21 protein-coding genes are annotated in these 20,318 nt (G+C 66.6%); 13 read left to right on the forward strand and 8 right to left on the reverse strand.

Annotation, left to right across the window (positions count from 1 at the left end):
• Positions 1-134: 134 nt before the first annotated feature.
• A complete protein-coding gene (locus HV681_RS09090) occupies positions 135-536 on the forward strand; it encodes a hypothetical protein (protein ID WP_175122751.1) in 402 nt (133 codons plus the stop codon).
• A gap of 73 nt (positions 537-609) precedes the next feature.
• On the opposite strand, the gene HV681_RS09095 is transcribed toward HV681_RS09090, so the two are convergent.
• The 3 genes from HV681_RS09095 to HV681_RS09105 form a co-directional block, all read right to left on the reverse strand.
• Positions 610-1,299 carry a hypothetical protein gene (locus HV681_RS09095; protein WP_175122752.1) on the reverse strand — a complete coding sequence of 230 codons (690 nt, stop codon included), beginning with the start codon at positions 1,297-1,299 and terminating at the stop codon, positions 610-612.
• A 52-nt stretch (positions 1,300-1,351) separates the two neighbouring features.
• Positions 1,352-1,750: a hypothetical protein gene (locus HV681_RS09100; protein ID WP_175122753.1), complete on the reverse strand. Its 399-nt coding sequence runs from the start codon at positions 1,748-1,750 to the stop codon at positions 1,352-1,354.
• 86 nt (positions 1,751-1,836) lie between these two features.
• Positions 1,837-2,730: a LysR family transcriptional regulator gene (locus HV681_RS09105; RefSeq protein WP_175122754.1), complete on the reverse strand. Its 894-nt coding sequence runs from the start codon at positions 2,728-2,730 to the stop codon at positions 1,837-1,839.
• A gap of 121 nt (positions 2,731-2,851) precedes the next feature.
• Between HV681_RS09105 and HV681_RS09110 the strand changes: the two genes are divergently transcribed.
• Both HV681_RS09110 and tam read left to right on the forward strand, forming a co-directional pair.
• Complete coding sequence (locus HV681_RS09110) at positions 2,852-3,838, forward strand: TerC family protein (protein ID WP_175122755.1); 987 nt, start codon at positions 2,852-2,854, stop codon at positions 3,836-3,838.
• Positions 3,839-4,059: 221 nt separating this feature from the next.
• Positions 4,060-4,833, forward strand: coding sequence for a trans-aconitate 2-methyltransferase (gene tam, locus HV681_RS09115; RefSeq protein WP_175122756.1), 774 nt, complete (start codon positions 4,060-4,062; stop codon positions 4,831-4,833).
• A 65-nt stretch (positions 4,834-4,898) separates the two neighbouring features.
• On the opposite strand, the gene HV681_RS09120 is transcribed toward tam, so the two are convergent.
• The gene (locus HV681_RS09120; RefSeq protein WP_175122757.1) at positions 4,899-5,705 is read right to left on the reverse strand and encodes an AraC family transcriptional regulator; all 807 of its coding nucleotides are present in this window, start codon (positions 5,703-5,705) and stop codon (positions 4,899-4,901) included.
• A gap of 209 nt (positions 5,706-5,914) precedes the next feature.
• Between HV681_RS09120 and HV681_RS09125 the strand changes: the two genes are divergently transcribed.
• A complete protein-coding gene (locus tag HV681_RS09125; protein ID WP_175122758.1) occupies positions 5,915-7,186 on the forward strand; it encodes an MFS transporter in 1,272 nt (423 codons plus the stop codon).
• Here HV681_RS09125 and HV681_RS09130 read toward each other — a convergent pair.
• On the reverse strand, positions 7,107-7,439 hold the full coding sequence (locus HV681_RS09130) for a protealysin inhibitor emfourin (RefSeq protein WP_175122759.1): 333 nt from the start codon (positions 7,437-7,439) through the stop codon (positions 7,107-7,109). The two genes, HV681_RS09125 and HV681_RS09130, sit on opposite strands and share 80 nt — an antisense overlap.
• Positions 7,436-8,500, reverse strand: coding sequence for a M4 family metallopeptidase (locus tag HV681_RS09135; RefSeq protein ID WP_175122760.1), 1,065 nt, complete (start codon positions 8,498-8,500; stop codon positions 7,436-7,438). Before HV681_RS09135 ends, HV681_RS09130 begins: the two co-directional genes overlap by 4 nt.
• A gap of 180 nt (positions 8,501-8,680) precedes the next feature.
• On the opposite strand from HV681_RS09135, the gene HV681_RS09140 reads away from it, so the two are divergent.
• Positions 8,681-9,316: a DMP19 family protein gene (locus HV681_RS09140; RefSeq protein ID WP_175122761.1), complete on the forward strand. Its 636-nt coding sequence runs from the start codon at positions 8,681-8,683 to the stop codon at positions 9,314-9,316.
• Positions 9,317-9,560: 244 nt separating this feature from the next.
• Positions 9,561-10,463 (forward strand): prohibitin family protein, encoded by a 903-nt coding sequence (locus HV681_RS09145; protein ID WP_370632992.1) that lies wholly within the window; start codon positions 9,561-9,563, stop codon positions 10,461-10,463.
• Here the strand turns inward: HV681_RS09145 and HV681_RS09150 are convergent.
• Positions 10,456-12,561: a PTS sugar transporter subunit IIC/EAL domain-containing protein gene (locus tag HV681_RS09150; protein WP_175122762.1), complete on the reverse strand. Its 2,106-nt coding sequence runs from the start codon at positions 12,559-12,561 to the stop codon at positions 10,456-10,458. The two genes, HV681_RS09145 and HV681_RS09150, sit on opposite strands and share 8 nt — an antisense overlap.
• A gap of 257 nt (positions 12,562-12,818) precedes the next feature.
• Between HV681_RS09150 and HV681_RS09155 the strand changes: the two genes are divergently transcribed.
• The 5 genes from HV681_RS09155 to HV681_RS09175 all read left to right on the forward strand — a co-directional run bounded on the left by HV681_RS09155 (position 12,819) and on the right by HV681_RS09175 (position 17,757).
• A complete protein-coding gene (locus HV681_RS09155) occupies positions 12,819-13,061 on the forward strand; it encodes a hypothetical protein (RefSeq protein ID WP_175122763.1) in 243 nt (80 codons plus the stop codon).
• A gap of 125 nt (positions 13,062-13,186) precedes the next feature.
• The gene (locus tag HV681_RS09160) at positions 13,187-13,696 is read left to right on the forward strand and encodes a sigma-70 family RNA polymerase sigma factor (RefSeq protein WP_175122764.1); all 510 of its coding nucleotides are present in this window, start codon (positions 13,187-13,189) and stop codon (positions 13,694-13,696) included.
• Positions 13,697-13,707: 11 nt separating this feature from the next.
• Complete coding sequence (locus HV681_RS09165; RefSeq protein ID WP_175122765.1) at positions 13,708-14,709, forward strand: FecR domain-containing protein; 1,002 nt, start codon at positions 13,708-13,710, stop codon at positions 14,707-14,709.
• Between the two features lie 163 nt (positions 14,710-14,872).
• Positions 14,873-17,338: a TonB-dependent siderophore receptor gene (locus HV681_RS09170; RefSeq protein WP_175122766.1), complete on the forward strand. Its 2,466-nt coding sequence runs from the start codon at positions 14,873-14,875 to the stop codon at positions 17,336-17,338.
• Between the two features lie 71 nt (positions 17,339-17,409).
• Positions 17,410-17,757 (forward strand): hypothetical protein, encoded by a 348-nt coding sequence (locus tag HV681_RS09175; RefSeq protein ID WP_175122767.1) that lies wholly within the window; start codon positions 17,410-17,412, stop codon positions 17,755-17,757.
• A gap of 21 nt (positions 17,758-17,778) precedes the next feature.
• On the opposite strand, the gene HV681_RS09180 is transcribed toward HV681_RS09175, so the two are convergent.
• Positions 17,779-19,440 carry an ATP-binding protein gene (locus HV681_RS09180; protein WP_254594934.1) on the reverse strand — a complete coding sequence of 554 codons (1,662 nt, stop codon included), beginning with the start codon at positions 19,438-19,440 and terminating at the stop codon, positions 17,779-17,781.
• A 123-nt stretch (positions 19,441-19,563) separates the two neighbouring features.
• Here HV681_RS09180 and HV681_RS09185 point away from each other — a divergent pair, with 123 nt between their 5' ends.
• The gene (locus HV681_RS09185) at positions 19,564-20,085 is read left to right on the forward strand and encodes a sigma-70 family RNA polymerase sigma factor (protein WP_175184463.1); all 522 of its coding nucleotides are present in this window, start codon (positions 19,564-19,566) and stop codon (positions 20,083-20,085) included.
• Positions 20,082-20,318 (forward strand): DUF4880 domain-containing protein (locus HV681_RS09190; RefSeq protein ID WP_175122769.1); only part of this gene is annotated, 237 nt, incomplete at its 3' end. The genes HV681_RS09185 and HV681_RS09190, both read left to right, overlap by 4 nt.

Genomic DNA, 20,318 nt, shown 5'->3' on the forward strand with positions numbered 1-20,318 from the left:
ATGACTGGTAGCGGGCCAGGGGGAGGGCCGCCCCGCGCTTGCGGGTAAACGCGCAGTGCGCGTCGGCGGGTGGTCATCCTGGTTAGAATCGGGAAGATATCGTCCCGCGCCGTTGTGGCTGGTGCACCGTCCCCATGAACCTGCCGTTTCCCATCCGCCAAGAATGTCCTCCCGGCGCCTGTGTGTGCGACCGGGAGCAGTTGCTGGCCAATCCAACGACGGACATGCGGGTCCTGCGGCTGACGCGCGAGGAAGAGAAGCGTCTGGTGGCGCGGCTGGAAAACATCACCAGCCTCGAGGACCTGCGTGCGATGCAAGGGCGCATTCACGCGCAGCTAGGCATCGTCATCCACATCACGCCCAGCGAAAACGAGGTGCGGACGTCGCGCGGCATTTCGATCCAGCTTGAAGAACTGCCGGGTCTGTGCCGCAAGACGCGGGCGTCGCTGCCTGCCGCGATCCGTCGCGGTTTCGACAGCCGGCCCGAGATCGTCTATGCGCTGCTGAACGAGCGGGATCTGCTGAGCGGCACGTGATAGGAAAGCGTAGGGGTCGTGGGACGGCAATCTCGCCGTAGCAACGCGGTCCGGCGTCAGCAAATGAACGCGATCAATGTTTGCGAGGCGTGGCGCAGGAAAGCAGCGGCACCACGTCCGCAGGCGCGCGCCCGGCATCGGGCCGCGTGACGTCACGCTTCTTTCCGGTGCGGGCGGGATAGATAAGGAGCACGGCGCTGCCGGGTTCCAGCTTGGGACTCTGCGCCGTGCCATAGGCCACGGTCCAGCCGCGCAAAGCCAGCGGCGCCACCGTGTACTGCAACGCCGAGCCGGGCGCCACGTGGGCGACTTTGCCCGCGTAGAGCTCCTGTTGCGGCGTGTCGACGCCGTTGACGGTCTGGTAGGTGGCGATGCTGACCAGCGCCGCCGATTCGCCGTGGCGCGCCAGGACGGCGGTCTTGTACTTGCCGGGCGGTACGTCCTGCAGGTTGACGGTGACGGTGTTGCCGCCCTGACCGGCGGCGTTCAGATGCACGCCCACGACGTCCGCGTGCGAAAGCGTCTTGTCCGTGGTGTTGCGCACCCGCACGCTGTATTGCCCCGACGTCCCCGTCACCGTGCACACGTCGATGCCGTGGGGGGAGGCGGCCTGCGTTGTTGCGGCATGCGTTGTTGCGGCATGCGTTGGTGCGGCCTGCGTTGGTGCGGTTTGCGAAGGCGCCGCCTGCCCGGACGTCGCGGCGGCGCTGGCCAGCAGCGCCGCAAACGGCAGGATCAGACGGCGGGTAGATCGAGAGGGCACGGCACGCTCCGGTTGAGGGCAGCGTGCCGGGCGGCGCGTTGCCTGCCCCTTTTTACACCACTTGACGGCCTGGGGCCGTCTGCTGCTCGCGCTTGCCGGCCAGCCAGTGCAGGATCAGCGCAAGCACCAGCAGTCCCGCCATGATGAAGCCCCAGCAGATCCAGCCCAGCACGGTGATCAGCGTACCCAGGCTGCCGGCAAAAGGCAGGACCTGGTTCAGGCCTTGCGCGGCCCAGACCAGGCCCCCTTGCAGCGATGCCAGCCATGCCGGGTCGACCCACGGCGCCGCCCAGGCCGGCGCCACCCACTGCGAGGTGTCGATCGCGGTGCCTGGCACCTGCGCCGTGGCGATGGTGGCCAGCACCCAGTCGGTCAGTTGCAGGGTCAGCGCCACCAGCCCGGTCCAGAGCGCCGCCAGGACGGCAAAAACGAGCCAGATGATTTTCTTCATTTGTTCAGGTACTCCGATGACTCAAAAAGAACGGCCACGATACCGGGGATTCTATTTCTGAAAAACCAGAGTGGATGTGACAAACATTAAGATAAAACCGAAGTTTTCGCCTGCTCGAGGATCTGCCGGACGAGGGGGTGATGCTGGCCGCGGCGGTTGCGGATGGCGTGGATTTCCTCGTGCACGTCGTCGCAGCGCGCCAACGGCCGCAGGCCGCGCAGCAGCGCAACGTCGTCCCCGCCCAGCCGGCTGAGCGGAAAGACGCCCAGGCCCCGCGCCGCGAACACGGACATGAGGGCGCTGTCCTCGAACTCGCCCACGACGTTCGGGTAGACGCCCTGTTCGGCAAACCAGCGATCCAGCGTCTGGCGCAGCACCGAATGGCCCGTGGGCAGCAGCACGGGCAGGCGCTCCAGACAGCCCGGAAAATCCAGCGTGTCCGGCTTGCGCACCAGCTTGGCCGGGCCGTACCAGTCCACCGGAGACGACACGAGGCGGTCGCTGGTCAGCCGCAGGTTGGGATTGGCGGGGGCGCCTTGGCCGGCCAGCACGAGGTCCAGGTGATGCCGCGCCAGCTCGCCCAACAGTTCCTCGACTTCACCTTCATGACAGGTCAGATGCAGATCGGGCGTGTGCAGCACGGGCCCCAGCAAGGCGTGTGCCGCCAGCTTGGAAATGCCGTCCGACAGGCCCACTGACAGGCGCACGACGGGCTTGGTGGCGGCGGCACGCACTTCCTGCGGCAACACCTGCCCGATCTGGAAGATTTCTTCGGCGCGGGCGAAGGCGGCTTCGCCGGCGTCGGTCAGCGCCACGCCGCGGCCGGCCGGCTTGAGCAGCTGATGGCCCAGGTTCTTTTCCAGTTCGCGGACCTGCGCGCTGATGGTCTGGATGGCCATGTCCAGGCGCTCGGCGGCGCGGGAAAACCCGCCCTCCTTGGCGACCATCCAGAAGTAGTACAGGTGGCGGTAGTTCAGCATGGGTGTTGGCTCGGTCAGTCGGATCACTTCGGTTTTTTCGAACCTTAACTCACTTTCAGGCTGATTTCTCCATCCCCGGCGGATCCGGATCATGGGCACCTTCGAATCTAGCGGGGCAATCATGGACACTTTGATCACCTTCTTCAATGCCGATTTTCTCGGCACGCCAACCTGGAGCTGGCTGCTCTTCATCAGCATCGTGGTCAGCCTGCTGGCCTTTGACCTGGGCGTGCTGCACAAGGAAGACCGCGAGATCGGCGTGCGTGAAAGCCTGCTGCTTTCCGCCGGCTACATCACCGCCGCCGTGCTGTTCGGTGGCTGGGTCTGGTGGAACATGGGCGCCGAAAGCGGCATGGCCTATTACACGGGCTTCATGATCGAGAAATCGCTGTCCATGGACAACGTGTTCGTGATCGCGCTGATCTTCAGTTTCTTTGCGATCCCGCGCCAGTACCAGCACCGTGTGCTGTTCTGGGGCATCCTGGGCGTGATCGTGCTGCGCGCCACGATGATCGGCCTGGGCGCCGCGCTGGTCAGCAACTTCGGCTGGCTGCTGTATCTGTTCGGCGCGTTCCTGGTGTTCACGGGCATCAAGATGTGGATGATCGCGGACCAGACGCCTGACATCGCGACCAACCCGATCCTGAAGTTCCTGAAGCGTCACATGCGTGTCACGGACGGCCTGCGCGGCAACGCGTTCATGGTGACCGAAACCGATCCGGCGACGTCCAAGAAGGTGCGTTATGCGACGCCGCTGCTGCTGGCCCTGGTGCTGATCGAGTTCGTCGACCTGGTGTTTGCCGTGGACTCGGTGCCCGCAATCTTCGCCATCACGACCGACCCGTTCATCGTGTACACCAGCAACATCTTCGCGATCCTGGGCCTGCGTGCGTTGTACTTTGCCCTGGCGGCGATGATCCACCGCTTCCATTACCTGAAGTACGCGTTGGCCCTGGTCCTGGTGTTCATCGGCACGAAGATCTTCCTGGTCGGCTTCATCGGCAAGGTGCCTCCCGCGATTTCGCTGGGCGTGACCTTCAGCCTGATCCTTGGCGGCGTGCTGTTCTCGCTGTGGAAAACCCGCACGGATGAGCTGAAGCCTCAGTAATCCGGCTTACCGCCCCACGAACCCGCCCGCCGGCAACGCTCGGCGGGCGGTTTTTTTTGTGGCAAGCCATATGCGCCGGATATGGCAGGCGGGTGTTTTGTGGATTTGTCATTGGAAAGGGCCAGGCGTAGAGTCGGCGGCTGACAAACCGCTATTTCCGACGCGCGCTACCGAGTCTCACCACCGGGTCTCACCATCCGGCCGCCAAACAAGGAACGATCATGAATACCTGGTCCGCCAAGCAGTATTCCGCTTTTGAAAACGAACGCACGCGTCCGGTGCGGGACCTGGTGGCGGCGCTGCCCAACCTGGTGGTCAAGCACGCCGTAGACCTGGGTTGCGGGCCGGGCAATTCCACCGAGGTGCTGGCCAGCCGCTATCCGGACGCGGAGATTTCAGGCATGGACAGTTCGCAGGACATGATTGACGCCGCGCGCAAGCGCATGCCTGCACTGTCGTTCGAACTGGCCGACATCGCCAGCTGGAATCCGCCGCAGGCGTACGACGTGATCCTGGCCAATGCCGCGCTGCAGTGGGTGCCCGACCACGCCACGCTGTATCCGGCGCTGGTGGCCAAGCTGGCGCCCGGCGGCAGCCTGGCGGTGCAGACGCCGGACAACCTGGAAGAGCCCGCGCACCGTCTTGCCCGGCAGGTGGCCGGTGAGGCGCCCTGGGCCGCCAAGACGGGCGGCGTGAAGCATCCGCCGCGGCACAGCGCGGCCTGGTACTACGAATTGCTCAAGCCGCATTGCGGCACGCTGGATGTGTGGCGCACGACGTATCACCATCCGCTGGCGGGCGCCGCGGCGGTGGTGGAATGGTTCAAGGGCACGGCCCTGCGGCCGTATCTGGACAAGCTGGATGCCGATGAGCAGGCCAGCTTTCTGGCGCGCTATCAGTCGCTGATCGAAGCGGCCTATCCCGCGCTGGCGGACGGCACCGTGCTGTTGCCGTTTCCGCGGCTGTTCATCGTGGCGAGCGCGAAGCAGGCGTAGGGCGGGCAATCCCGCGGCCACACCGAACCCGGTTCTCCGCGCGAGGCCAAGCCCTTGGCCGGGCATCATTGCACGGCCGTCTGCCCGTCGGTCTTGTCCGCAAAGTAACGCGCGGGCGTCTTGCCCAGCGTCTTCTTGAACATCGTGATGAAGGCGCTGACCGATTCGTACCCCAGGTCGTCCGCCGTGCGTTGCACCGACACGCCCGCCGACAGCCGCTGCAAGGCCAGGATGATGTGCAGTTGCTGGCGCCAGTGGCCGAAACTCATGCCGACCTCCTGCTGCACCAGCCGCGCCAGCGTGCGTTCGCTCATGGCGACGCGCTTGCCCCACTGCGCGACGGTGCTGCGGTCGGCGGGGTCCGCGTTCAGCGCGCCGGCGATTTCGCGCAGACGCGGGTGGTCGGAGATGGGAAGGTGCAGCTGCTCGGTGGGCATGTGCGACAGCTGGTCCAGCAGCACGTCGGCCAGCTTGCGGTTGGCGTCGGCCGCGGCCTCGGCGGGCGTCAGGTTGGCCAGGTGCACGACCAGCTCGCGCACCAGCGGGGTGATCGACAGCGTGCAGCAGGCCGTGGGCAAACGCGGCGTGTCGGCCGGCACGAACAGGAAGCACATGCGCCCATTGGCGGTGACACGATTGCTGTGGGGTTGGCCGCCGGGAATCCAGACCGCGCACTGCGGCGGCACCATCCACAGGCCCTGCGCCACCGAGCACGTGACCCCGCCGCGCAGCGCCAGAACAAGCTGGCCCATGTGATGCTGATGCGTGGGCGATTCGTTGTCCCGCTCGGCCGCATGCACGGGCATGGCGAAGGCCCATTGCGTGGGGCTGTCGGGATCGAACGGAGCGGTGGGCGTATCGGGCGTGCGCATGGGCGTCGGCCGGGCAGAAGGGCGCGTTTTGGCCGGATTGCGAGAGAGTTTGTCATTATCTCGAAATTCGGTAAAGCGGACGATGCGTAAGCTGGCGGGATCGAATAGGGCCTCCATGCCTGAAGAATTTCCAAGCTGACTCCATGCAAGCCTCCCGCCACCCGATGCCAAGCCACCGCACACCCGGCCACCCCGCACCCGGCCAACCTATGTCCAGCCACGCCTCATCCAGCCACCCCATACCCAGCCGCCCCGCGCTGCTGATCTTGGGCATCCTGTTCATCGCCATGGCCCTGCGCGCGCCGTTCACCGGCGTGCCGCCGCTTATCGGCCTGATCCGCGCCGAGTTGAATCTGTCGTCGGCGGCGGCGGGGATGCTCATCACGCTGCCGCTGCTGGCCTTCGCGGTGGTGTCGCTGTTTGCCGCGGGGCTGGCGCGCCGCTTTGGACTGGAACGCACGCTGTTCGCGGCGCTTCTGCTCATCGCCGGCGGAATCGGGATCCGCGTGCTGGGCGATGCCGTGGGACTCTACGCGGGCACGGCCATCATCGGCGCGGGAATCGCGCTGGGCAACGTGCTGCTGCCCAGTCTGCTCAAGCGCGATTTCCCGCAGCGCCTGGCAGGCCTGACGTCGGCCTACGTGCTGACGATGGGCCTTGCAGCCGGGCTGGCCTCGGCCGTCGCGATTCCCCTGGCCGAATTGCCGTTGGCCAACCTTCAACTGGGTGGCTGGCGGTTTTCCACGCTGTGCATGCTGGCGCTGCCGCTGCTCAGCCTCTTGCTGTGGCTGCCGCAGCTGGCCAACCATACGCCGCCCGCCGCGACCACCGCGCACGCGCCGCACGGCGTGCGTCTGTGGCGCTCGCCGCTGGCCTGGCAGGTCACGGCGTACCTGGGCATCAACTCGTTCGTGTTTTATGTCGCAGTGAGCTGGCTGCCCGCCATCCTGCAGGACGCGGGCTTTTCGGCCGAGCGCGCGGGCTCGCTGCACGGCTTCATGCAGCTGGCGTCCGCAGCGCCCGCGCTTTTTCTGGCGCCGCTGCTGCGCCGCTTGAAGGACCAGCGCGCGGCGGCGTTCTGCGCGGCGGGCGCGTCGTTCGTGGCGTTCACGGGCCTGATCGCGGCGCCCGCATGGGGTGTGGTGTGGATCGCGTTTCTGGGATTGGGCACCGGCGCGGGCATCATCCTGGGCCTGGCGTTTGTCGGGCTGCGCGCCAGCCACGCGCAACAGGCGGCGGCCCTGTCTGGCATGGCGCAATGCGTGGGGTACTTGTTCGCCGCGACGGGCCCCACCCTGGTGGGCAGTGTGCACGACGCGCTGGGCGGCTGGGGCGTTGCGCTGGGCGTGTGCGCGGCATTGTGCGCGCTGATGGCGCTGGCCGGGCTGTACGCCGGGCGCGCTATCCAGATTGGCCGGCCTGGCGCTTCCACAACTGCACCAGCGTCGGCGGCGCATCCGCCTCGGGCACGTCAAAAGTGATCCGCGGCGCGTCTGCGCCTTCGAACTCCACTTCAACGTGGAAGTAGCGCTGATCGCCGCGCGCATCCGGCCCGCAGGACACGGCCTTGGGCGCGGCATGCAGCAGCGCCTCGCACACTTCCTGCCGCACGCCGGGCGGGCAGGCGGTCATGTCGATGTGACGCGGCTGCGCCAGTCCGGGCAGGTAGGCAAGACCGCCCTCGCGCGTCAAGCGCACCAGTTGGGCGAGATCCAGCGAGGGCAGTTCGATCATGGCAGCACTCCCACGGCCTTCCAGGCGTCGTCGATGGCGCGGCGCACGGCCGCATCGTGCTTCTCGCCGGCGATCTGGATCGTCAGGCCCGCAAAGTCCTTGAAGCCGGCGTCGTGGCGCAGGCGCTTGTCGCACAGCGTGTCGTACCAGACCTGGCCCGCGCCTTGCCACGCATTGCCATTCAACGCGGTGGCGGCCAGATAGAACGCGCGGTTCGGAATGCCCGAATTGATGTGCACGCCGCCGTTGTCGCGCGGCGTATCGACGTAGTCGCGCATGTGCGCGGGCTGCGGGTCCTTGCCCAGCACCGGATCGTCGTACGCGGTGCCCGGCTCGGCCATGGAGCGCAGCGCGCGCGCCCGCACCTTTTCCGTGAAGAGGCCCTGGCCCACCAGCCAGTCCGCCTGGCGGGCGGTTTGCCCCAGCGAATACTGTTTGACCAGCGCACCGAACACGTCGCACAGCGATTCGTTCAGTGCACCCGACTGGCCCTGATAGAGCAGGGCCGCTTCGGTGTCGATGACGCCGTGCGTGAGTTCGTGGCCGATGATGTCGACGGCGATGGTGAAGCGGTTGAAGATTTCGCCGTCGCCATCGCCGAACACCATCTGCGCGCCGTTCCAGAAGGCGTTTTCGTAGTCTTCGCCGTAATGCACCGTGCCGATCAGCGGCAGGCCGTGCGCGTCGATGGAGTGGCGCTTGTACACGTTCCAGAACAGCTTGTAGGTCGAACCCAGGTGCGCGTAGGCCTCGTCGACCGCGGCGTCGCCGCTGGGCCGCGCGCCTTCGGCCCGCACCAGTTTGCCGGGCAGCGTGGTGCTGTTGCCCGCGTCATGCACGGCGCGGTCGGGCGTGCCGGCCGGCGCCACCTGGCGTGCCGGCGCCAGCGTTGCGCGCGGCGGCTGCTCGGCCATCTCGCGCAGGCTGCGTTGCTGCTGATCGATGATCATCGTCTTGACGGCGGGCATGCTGACGCGCGCATCGGTATGCTGCGCAAGCCGGTCCAGCATGTACGGCGGGACCACTCCGATCAATGGAGCGGACTCGGAAGGGCGGGGCATGGTAGGTCTCCGGCAAAGGCGCCGGAGGACACCCCGGCGCATGCCTGGTTAACGTAGCAGATGGGTGAACAGCGCGCCGTAACAGGATGCGGCGCGATGCGCAGCGGCAACGCACGCGCCTCGACAGCGCTGCGCCGATCCGGTAGCGTCTTGCGCTTTCCCGTTTTTCCGGACCCTTGCATGACCACGCCTGACTACCGCATCGCTTCCTTGTCGCTCACCGATACGCACGTGCTGTTGACGCTTGCCGACGGCCGCGAGGTCAAGGAGCCGATCCGCCGGCACATCCGCCTGCACGAGGCGACACCCGAGGCGCGCACGCATTGGCAACTGGTGGACGATGGGCATGGCGTCGTGTGGCCCGCGCTGGCCGCACCTGTGCCGGAAGGGATGCTGAACGTGCACGATCTGCTGTGGGATCTGCGCTACGAGCAAGCCATGGCGACGCTGCAAGCCGCGCAATGGAAGCTCGACCGGCTGTCGGTAACCGACCAGGAACTGGTGGCCTTGTGGCGCATGGAGGCCGACATCAACAATGGCGGCTTCATGCAGTTTCTGTGCAATTGGGGCGACCAGACCTGCCAACTGGCGTTGCAGGCGCTGCGCAAGATCGGCGCGGTGCACATGCTGGATGTGCTGTCGCGCATGCGCGGACTGATCGACCGTTTCGAGGCCTCGCCCGAGGTGGTGCAGCTCAACGACATCTACGGCGCGATGACCGAGCAGGAGCAGGAAGAAATGGAGTCGCTGGATCACGCATTCTGGGACTACCCGGACTCGATAGCGCGGCTGGGATTGCGCTGGTACGGCGCCTGAAACCGGCAGAATCACTGCAGCAGAAACGTTCAGAAACGTATCGCCACATTACGTCGATACACGCCGGCGGCGGGTCGGCCGCTGCGGGATAGAATCCCGTCCTTCTTTCCCGGGGGGGACGCTCGATGCGGTATTTCCTTATCTTGGTGGGGGCGGCGGTAGTCGCCTATCTGCTCGCGCGCGGCATCGCGGCGGTGCTCTCGGACCGTAAACGCAAAAGAACAGACAGGGATTGGAAGTGAAGATGAAGCCGACAGATATCCAGATGGTCAAGACGATCGGCGCGGTCAAGCCGCGCAACGTGAAGTTCGCCATTGGAACCGCACTCATCTTCCTGCTGATCCTGTTCATCGCCTTCGGATCGTGGTTCCAGGTCGATCAGGGCGAACGCGGCGTGGTGCTGCGCAACGGCAAGCTCGTGCGCGTGGCCGAACCCGGACTGGATTTCAAGACGCCGTTCATCGACAACGTGATGACGGTGTCCGTGCGCGACCACACCTTCGTGTTCGAAAAGCTCGAGGCCTACAGCTACGACCAGCAGCCCGCGACGCTGCGCGTGTCGGTCACGTACCGTGTGCCGTCCGAGCACGTGGCCGAGCTCTACTCCGAGTACGGCACCATCGCCAACCTGCAGATGCGCGTGCTGGAACGCAAGACGCCGGACGCGGTGAAGAACGTGTTTGGCCAGTACACTGCCGTGCGCGCCATCCAGGAACGCCAGAAGCTCGGCCTGGACGTGAACAACGCCGTGCTCAAGACGATGGAAGGCGCGCCGGTCCAGGTGGTGGGCGTGCAGATCGAAGAGGTAGGTTTTTCGCAGGCCTACGAGCATTCGATCGAACAGCGCATGCTGGCGCAGGTGCAGATCGAGACGACCCGCCAGCAGAAGGAAACGGCGATGATCACCGCCGAGATCCAGGTGGTGAAGGCCAAGGCCGAAGCCGATGCGCGCCGTCAGCAGTTCACCGCGGAAGCCGACGGCATCCGCATGCGCGGCGAGGCCGAAGCGGCGTCGATCCGCGCCAAGGCCGAGGCGCTGGCCGCCAACACCAATCTGGTGAGCCTGAACGCCGTTGAAAAGTGGGATGGCGTGCTGCCGTCCACGCAGGTGCCGGGCGCCGCGCTGCCCTTCATCGGCATCAAGTAGCGGCCGCGCTGGCAGGATGCGCCGGCAGGGCGGAGAGCTCCCGCCGCCGGCGCGCGAAGTCCACGATGTGTTCGCCGGACACCGCCTTGCTGTAGTACCAGCCCTGCACGACGATCTCCGCGCTGGACGCCAGCGCGGACAACTGCCCCTCCGTTTCCACGCCCTCGACGATGATCTGCAGGTTCAGCGCTTCGCAGAATCGCAGCAGGCCGCTCATCACCAGCGCGCCCCGGTCGTGGCTTTGCGCCGTCACGAAGCTGCGGTCGATCTTGACCGCGTCGATCTGAAACTGGTGCAGGTAGCTCAGCGCCGAATACCCCGTACCGAAGTCGTCGATATAGACGCGTGCGCCGCTGCCATGCAGGCGGTCAAAAGCCGTGTGCAGCGCGTCGGCGTCTTCGACCAGCGCGTCTTCCGTGAGCTCGACCGAGACCTGGCCCTGCGCCTGCGCCAGCACTTTGATCAACCGGTCCAGAAAGGCCGGCGCCGTCAACGTGCCGCTTGTGACGTTGATGGTCATGGGCATCGTGAAGCCCTGCGCCCGCCACGCCAGGCATTGCAGCACCGCCTGCCGCGCCACCCAGAGATCGACTTCGCGCATCAGGTCCGCGCGCGCCAGCCAGCGCAGGAATTCCAGCGGCGCCTGTTGGGTGCCTTCGGGGCCGGTGGCGCGCAGCAGGGCCTCGCAGCCGGTGCATAGGCCCGTGCGCATCGATACCTGCGGCTGGAACTCCAGATAGAAGTCGTATTCGCTGATGGCGCGGATGCGCGCGACCTCGGCCTGGCGGCGCGCGCGCGTGGCGTAGGTGGACGCGACCGGGTCATGGGCATACAGCAGGGATTCTTCCTGCAACTGCGGAAAGGTGGTGTCCAGCGACTTGAAGTACACCGTGGCATCGGCCTGACGCTGCCGCTCCAGCGCGAGCAGAAAGGGCACGTAGATGCAGGCGCCCAGCGCGACCAGCGCGCATTGCAGCACGATTCCCGCCAGGCTTTCGCCCGCGCCCAGGTAGGCGTTGAACAGCACGGGCGATGTCAGCGGCAGCGCCACGGTGGCGGGGGCCAGCCAGCCCAGTTGCACGACCGCCACGGCAACCAGCACGTTGACCACGGGCGTCAGCACGAAGGGCAGCAGCAGACGGGGATTCAGGATGAGCGGCAGGCCGAACAGCAGGATCTCGTTGATGTTCAGCAGCGACACCGGAATGCTGGCCACGGCCAGCACCCGCAGCGAATCGCTGCGCGAAAACAGCAGGATCGCCACCACCAGCGACAAGGTTGCGCCGGAGCCGCCAATGAAGACGAACGCGCCCAGCAGAGTGCCGTTCAGCGCATAGACGCCTTCGTACCCCGCGGCCACGCTGGTGGCGTTGAGCCGGGTAGCCTGGTCCAGCACGTCCATGATGGGCGCCATGGCCTGCGCGCCGTGGATGCCGAAGAACCAGAACAGGGAATTGAGCGCCCCGACCAGCGCGCCGGACGTGTAGGGGCTGTCCAGGGACGCAAGGCTCAGCGGAATGTCGACCTGTGCCACGGCGGGGATGCTCAACGCCGCCGACAGCGCCGCCATCACCAGGCCCGCCGTCAGCAATCCCGGCACGATCATGTTCAATGAGTCGCGGACGTTTTCGCCGATCAGTCCGTCCGGCGCCAGTTGGGTCCAGCGGCGCCGGTGCAGCCAGGCCATCGCCGGCACGGCCGCGATCGGCGTGACGATCGCGATGAACAAGGTGAGCGTGGCGGCTGCGCGAGGGTAGGGCGCCAGCAGGTTTTCGGCGATGGCGACAAAGCACAGGCACAGCAGCGCGGTGGGCAGGTGCGGAAGCCGGTGGCGGATCGACAGCATGTAGCCGATGGCCGTGCCGGCCAGCAGCGGGATGACGCCCGACAGCGCGCGGTGCAGACCCGCCAGCAGATCGGCAATGCTGTCGGGCAGGCCGAACAGGCGTGCGCAAACGGACAGCACCAGGAACAAGGCGGAGACCAGCAGGCAGGGCATGGCCCACAACAGGCCTTCGCGGATGGCGCGCAGGGAGTTGGCGCTTGCCAGGGCGGCCAGCCGATCTCTTGGGTACTGCGGAAAGATCGATTTCGGCATGGCCGTCTTGTGGCGCGAGGGGCCCGGGCGATGCATGTCCGCCGGGGGTAAAAATCCGTTGCCGCATGCTAGCGCCTGTGTTCGGGCTTTAGCAATGCAAAAACGTGCGGGCCGCCTAGGGATTCCCCTCTGTCAATAATTGGAAATTCAGTCTTTTTGATAGGGGACAAGCCGGTCCGGACGCTATACGATCGGTGGAATCCGCCTTGCAAGGACCGCGCGTCCTTGCACATAAGCTTCACCCGGAGGAGACCTGGATGTCTCAATTGGATTGGACGCCCGGCGACACCATGCCGGATCGTCAGGGTTATTACGAGACGCGGCTCGATACCGGCGGCACCGCGATTTCGCTGTACAGCGTGTTGGGCTGGATGCCCTTGAAGACGCCGGGCAATCTGGTGAGCTGGCGCGCGCTGCCGCCCGCCGTCGAACGCCAGGAAGCCGAACGCCATATACAAGAGATACGCGCTGCACAGAGCCACGTGCCGATGGACTACTAGCGGCGTCACGCCACCATACGGCGGGCGCGTGGGGCGGCGCCTTGCAAAGACGAAAACCGCATCTATAATTGCGAATCATTTTCATCTCGTCTTGCTCTCAGGCGGCGACGCCGGGCCGCACCGCCATGCCATCCTCCTCATTTGCCTCTCGTGCAGAGGTGCAGTCCGTTTATCAGGCCCATCACCAATGGCTGCGGGGCGTGTTGCAACGCAAGCTGGGCAATGCGTCGGACGCGGCCGACCTGGCGCACGATACGTTCGAGCGCCTGATCCGCGCCAATCTCCGCGAACCGCTCAATGAACCGCGCGCCTACCTGCGCACCATCGCCACCCGTTTGCTGATCGGCCGGGCGCGCCGCGCCGCGCTGGAAGCGGCCTACGCCGAGACGCTGGCGCTGCAGCCCGTGGCCGTCGAACCCTCGGTCGAGGCCCGCGCACTGATCCTGGAGGCGCTGGCGGAAGTCTGCGAACTGCTCGACGCCTTGCCGATGACCAGCCGCCGGATTTTCCTGATGGCGCAGATCGACGGCCTGTCGTATGCCGAGATCGGCCAGCAGCTGGGACTGACGCCCCACGCCGTGCAGAAGTCGCTGGCGCGCGCGTTGGTGCACTGCTACACGGCCGTATACGGCTGACCCCAGAATTCATGGACAACGCCAAGCTGCTGCGGCCCCACGCGCCCGAGGCCGGCGCCATCGATCCCAAAGTGATCCGGCAGGCGGCGGACTGGTGGGCGCGTCTGCGTGAAGACGCCAGCCCCGCCGAACGCGATCGCTTCGAGCGCTGGCGGCGGGCGGAATCTTCCCACGAGCTGGCCTGGCAGCGGTTGGGCGCCTTGACGCGCGACGTCGCGGCGGGCGTGGCGCAGGCGGGGCCGTCGGTGGCATCGCGCACCTTGCTGCAGGCGCCGCTGATCCAGTCCCGCCGTACCGCATTGCGCCTGATGTTCGCGGCCGTGGGCGTCGGACTGGGCGCCTGGGCCGTGGGTGAGCGTGACGCGATCCGCCGGTTGTCGGCGGACCTGCGCACCGGCACCGGCGAACGCCGGTCAGTGACGCTGCCCGACGGCACGCAGGTGGAACTGAACGCCGGCACCGCGGTGGATCTGCGCTATACCGCAAGCCACCGCGAACTGGTGCTGCTGCAGGGCGAAATCCTGATCGCGACCGCGCCCGATGCGAACGGCCGGCCGTTCAGCGTGCGCACGCGCGGCGGCGTGGTGACGCCGGTGGGCACGCGCTTTCTAGTGCGCGATCTGGAGGCTGGCCGCATGCGGGTGGCGGTGCTGGAAGGCGCGGTTGACGTGCGCGGCCTGTCGACGGACGCAGGCCCGCGGCGCGTGCGGGCCGGCGAACAGGCCGAGTTCACGGCGGGCGGCAGCTTTGCGCCGGGGACGCTGGAACCCGGCGTGTCGGCCTGGCTTGACGGCATGCTGATCGCGGACGAAATGCCCTTGTCGGCGTTCCTGAACGAACTGGGCCGCTACCGTCCGGGCCTGCTGCATTGCACGGACGCGGCCGGCGGGCTGCGCGTGGTGGGGGCGTTCCCGCTGGCCGACACCGACAAGGTCCTGGCCATGCTTGAAGAAATCCTCCCGGTGCAGGTGCGCCGCTATACGCGTTACTGGGTGACGGTGAGCCACGTGTGAATCGCGTGACCTTGTGATTCTCATCCTTCGGTGAGCCGCGTTTCCCTCATTGCCGGCTTTTTTGTAACAGCAACGGCGGATATCCCGATCTCGCGCTTCATGTCAGGAAAGCAGCCCGTGTCTCGTGGCTGCGCCGACCTTTCATGAGCCTGGGAACCCTTACATGTCACCTCGTCCTGTCCGCGCCGTAAGCGCCGCGGCGCTTGTCCGACTTCCCCTGCGCCGCACGGCGCTGAGCGCCGCGCTGCGGCGTTTCACGCCCCTTGCGGCGGCTGCCGTCCTGGCGCCGGTGGCGGTGCATGCCCAGGCTCAGGCGCCGCGCGCCATCGCGTTCAGCATTCCGGCCGGGCCGCTGAGCGCGGCGCTGGGCACGTTTGGCGTGCAGGCGGGCGTGATGGTGGCGTCCGATCCCGGCCTGACCGCCGGCGCCACGACGCGGGGATTGACGGGCACGTACGCCGTGGGTGCCGCGCTCGAGCGCCTGCTGGCCGGCACGGGCCTGCAAGCGGTGGCGCGCGCCGAGGGCGGCTATCGCCTGCGGCAGGCGCCGGCCGAGGCGGCCACGACGCTGGCGCCCGTGACGGTGACGGGCACCTACAACACCACGACAGACGGCACGGGTTCGTACACGTCGCCGGCGGTCACCATCGGCAGGACGCCGCAGGCGCTCAAAGACATTCCGCAATCCATCACCGTGCTGACGCGGCAGCGGATGGACGACCAGGACATGACCAGCCTGCCGGACGCCGTCAACAACACCGCCGGCATGGTGGGCGTGCAGGGCGTGGGCGCCGGCGTCGCGATCAATTCGCGCGGCTTCCCCGTGGACCTGCTGCAATACGATGGCGTGTCCCTGCTGCGCAACAGCTACAGCCTGGGCAACTGGGAGCAGGATTCGCTGGTGTTCTATGACCGCGTAGAGATCCTGCGCGGCGCGGCGGGCCTCTTGCAAGGCGCGGGCAGTCCCGGCGGTGCGATCAACTTGGTGCGCAAGCGGGGCGGCGCAGAGCCCTCGGTGGTGGTGACGGGCAAGGTGGGATCGTGGGATCACTACGGCCTGACGCTGGATGCGGGCGGTCCGCTCAATGAATCGGGCACGCTGCGCGGGCGCGTGGTGCTGGACGAAGACCGCAGCCATTCGTACATCGACTACGTGTGGGACAGGACGCGCAACCTGTACGCCGCGCTGGACTACGACATCACCGAGAACACGACAGTGGGACTGGGCGTCAGCAATCGGTACAGCAAGTCGCGGCCCATGTTCGTCGGCTATCCCCGTTATGACGATGGCGGCAGCATCGATCTGCCGCGCTCGACGTTCACCGGCTCGACCTGGAACCGCGCCACCAACGACCAGACCATCTTCAATGCGGACATCACACATCGCTTCAACTCGTCGTGGCGCTTCCGGCTGGCCGGCGTGGCGATGGACGAAGACAACACGACCGTGCACCAGCGCGTCACCGGACCCGTGCAGCGTGACGGCAGCGGCCTGGACTATGGCAATTTCGGCGTGGACTTCACGAGCCGCCAGCGCGGCATGGACATGTCGGTGGCCGGTGACTTCAACGCCTGGGGCATGGCACAAGAGGTGGTGATCGGCGCCAACTACTCCAAGCTCACGACGAATGACCGGTTCACCCGCTCGTGGGAAAGCGGCGGCAATATCTTCGATTTGGACCATCACCGTCCGTGGCAGGACATCGATTCCATCGTCGCCGCCAGCGGCTACGATTCGCGCAGCGCCTACGACATCCGGCAGAAGGGCATCTACGGCACGTGGCGCGTCAAACCCACGCAATCGCTGGCGCTGATCGGCGGCGGCCGCGTCGGCTGGTTCGACTACCGCTACAGCGGCGGGGGCGAAGCCACGACGTCATCGACCTCGGGCGAGTTCATTCCGTACGCCGGCATCGTGTATTCGCTGACCGACAACTGGTCGGTCTACGGCAGCTACACCACGGTCTTCGAACCGCAGACCGAGCGCACGGTGTCGGGCAGCCTGCTCAAGCCGATCGAGGGCAACAACTATGAAGTCGGCTTGAAGGGCGAACTGGCGGATGGCCGGGTCAATACCCTGCTTGCCTTGTACCGCTACGACCACAAGAATCGTGCGGTCAATGATTACGACGCCGGGTTTGACTGCAACGGCTGGTACTGCTCGCGCGCCGCCGGCAAGGTCCGCAGCCAGGGCGTTGAAGCCGAGATTTCCGGCGAGGTGGTCAGGGGCCTGGAGCTGTATGCCGGCTATGCCTACAACACCACCAAGTTCCTGGAGGACCCGGACAACCAGGGCAAGGTCTTCAGCACCTGGACGCCCAAGCACATGCTGCGCCTGTGGGCCAACTACAAGCTGCCGGGCACGTGGAACCGCCTGAGCGTGGGCGCCGGCGTGAACACGCAGACGTCGACGATCAGTTCGGACCGCGAATTCAAGCTGGCGGGATTCACGATCTGGAACGCGCGCGTGGGTTACCAGGCCACGCCGGAGCTGAGTTTCGGGCTGAACGTGAACAACGTGTTCGACAAGAAATACTACGTGCCGTCGTACAACACGCTGTCCAGCAACAACTACTACGGCGAGCCCCGCAATGTGATGCTGACCGTGCGCTACGCGCCCAAGCTCTAAGGACGTCCGCGGCGCCTCGTGTATAACGTCCGGGACGGCGCCACCCGTGCGCGCCGTGCAAGGAGCCGATTTTGCGCGAGTTCGTGGCGACGTTCCTGGATGCCGGCCTGCTGGTGCTGGCGGTGCTGGCCTTTGTGCTGCCGGCGCTGTCGGCGCTGGCTTTGCTGCTGCGCGCCCGCCCGCATCGATTTCCGCGTTTGAACACCCCCGGCTGGCGCCGCGCCGGCGTGGCGGTGCTGTGGCTGCCGTTCATCGTCATGGCGGTGTATGGCGGGGTTGCGTGGTGGGCGGCCAGTGTTTACGACCGCTACTATTTCTTCGGCCTGCTGATCTGTTTTGTGTACCTGCTGTTCGCCATGCTGCTGTCGGGGGCGGGGCTGTTCTGGATCCGCACGACGCGGCGCCTGCCGTCCGCTTGAGCACCCGCCCGGCCGCGTTTTTCAGCGCATCAGCGCATGCACCTGGCTTGCCAGATCTTCAAGGGTGAATGGCTTCAGCAACACGGGCGCACCCGTCGCCGGTGCGTTGTTCCCCTCGGCGGTTTCGCCGTAGCCCGTGATGAACAGCACTTTCATTTCCGGCCGCAATGTCTTGCCGGTCTCCGCCACCCGCCGCCCGTTCACGCCGCCCGGCAAGGCCAGGTCGCAGACCAATAGGTCGATCCGGGCCTGCGTGGTCAGGTGCTTGAGCGCGCTGGCGCCGTCCGTCGCTTCGATCACATCGAAGCCGATTTCCTTCAGCACTTCGGCGGTGATTTCGCGCACGGCCGGATCGTCCTCGGCCAGCAAAATCGTCCTGCCCTGCAAGACCCGCGACGGCGAGACCGATGCCGTGTCCGCGGCGACCTGGATGCGGGCCCCGCCATGGCGCGGAAAGTAGAGGTCGATATCCGTGCCCAGGTCCGGTTGCGAGCGCACCTGGATGTGACCGCCGGACTGACGGACAAAGTCGTGAACCAGCGCAAGTCCCAGGCCGGTGCCGCGCTCGGCCGGCTTGGTGGTGTAGAAGGGTTCGAACATGCGTCGCATCGTCTCGGGCGTCATGCCGCACCCCGTGTCGGACACGCGCAACCGCACGTGGTCGCCCGGTTCCAGATTGCGCTCGCGCGCGTCCTCGGCGCCCAGGGTCACGTTGGATGTCTCGATGCGCAGCGTGCCGCTCGCGTACAGGGCGTCGCGCGCATTCAGGCACAGATTCAGCAGCGCATTTTCAAGCTGGTGCGCGTCCACCCAGACCGGCCACAACCCGGCGGCGCAGTCCACGTCCAGCGTGATCGCCGCTCCGGCGCTGCGCGTGATCAGCGCCTCCATGTCGGCGATGACGTGGTTGATGTCCACCGCCGTGCGCTCAAGCGGGTGGCGGCGCGAAAAATTAAGCAGGCGGCGCGTCAGGATGGCCGCCTTGTCGGCGCCGCCTTTTGCCACCGCGATGTGACGGGCGAGGTCATCGGTCCGCCCCTGCGCAAGGCGCTGGGACAGAAAATCCAGACTGCCGGAGATTCCCGTCAGCAGATTGTTGAAGTCATGCGCGACGCCACCCGTCAACTGGCCGATGGCTTCCATCTTCTGGCTTTGGCGCAGGGCCTCTTCGGTCAGGCGCAGCGCGTCGGCCTGGGCCTTTTCGGCGCCGACCCGCGCGGTGGTTTCAATGACGGTGTCGATCATGCCGGCGACATTGCCGTTTTCATCGCGCACGGGGCTGTAGCAGAACGTGAAGTTGGCCATCTCGGCGCGGCCGTATCGGTGGACGACGAGTGGGTAATCCTCGATGAAGGTGGCCTCGCCGGCGTAGGCGCGTTCGGCGATCGGGCCGATCAGCGACCAGGCTTCGCGCCAGATCTCATCGAACGGGCAGCCCAGCGCGTCGGGCTTGGCGCCCAGGATGGGGACGAACGCGTCGTTGTAGATCGAGATGAGCTCGGGGCCCCAGACCAGGCAGGACGGAAACCGGGACGACAGCACCATGCTCGCGGCAATGCGCAACGAGGCGGGCCAGGAAGCGATGGGACCGAGCGGCGTGGCAGACCAGTCGTGGCGGCTGACTCGTGCGCCCATTTCCCCGCCGCTGGCAAGGAATAGAGGCTTGGACGGGTCGTTCTGCATGGCACTCGATAGGGTGGCGGGGTAGGTGACCGATTCTATCCCAGCACTCGGGCGCGCGTGCGCGGACAGGAGGCTCGTATAGAATAAGAACAATTCCTATTTGCACATATGCCGAGGTGCGCCTTGCCTGCGCCGCTATCCCCATCCGCCGACAACGTCACCCAGCTTTATCGCGAACACCACGGCTGGCTCTCGATGTGGCTGCGCAAGAAGCTGGGCAGTTCCTTCGACGCCGCGGACCTGGCGCACGACACCTTCGTGCGGCTGATGGCGGGCCGGCGCCGCGACGACACCGGCGCCGAGCCGCGCGCGCTGCTGACCCACATCGCCAAGGGCCTGGTGGCGGACCATTGGCGCCGCCGCGCGGTGGAAGACGCCTATTTGGCCGCCGTGGCGCACGTGCCCGAGGCCGAGGCCCCATCGCCCGAGGCGCGCGCCCTGATCCTGGAAACGCTGCACGCCATCGACGCCGCCCTGCGTTCGCTGCCCGCCCGCACGCGGGAAGTCTTTCTGCTGTCGCAGTTCGACGGCATGGCTTATGACGAGATCGCGCGCAAGCAGCGCGTGTCGCTGTCGACGGTCAAGCGCCATATGCAGGCCGCCTTTGCCGCGTGCCTGATCGCGTATCAGGCGGACGCGGCGTGAACGCGGTCATCGACCCCGCCATCCTCAACGAAGCGGCCGGCTGGCTGGTGCGTTTGCAGTCCGAGACACTCTCAGCGGCGGATCGCGCGGCGCTGGCGCGCTGGCGGGCGCGCAGCGCCGACCATGAAGCCGCCTGGCAACGCGCCGAGGCGATGCTGCGCGGGTTTGGCCAGGTGCCGCCGCGGATCGGCGGGCAAGCGCTGCGGCAGGCGGACCGCGCCGGACGCCGCCAG

The organism is Achromobacter animicus, from assembly GCF_902859585.1.
GTDB classification, from domain to species: domain Bacteria; phylum Pseudomonadota; class Gammaproteobacteria; order Burkholderiales; family Burkholderiaceae_B; genus Achromobacter; species Achromobacter animicus.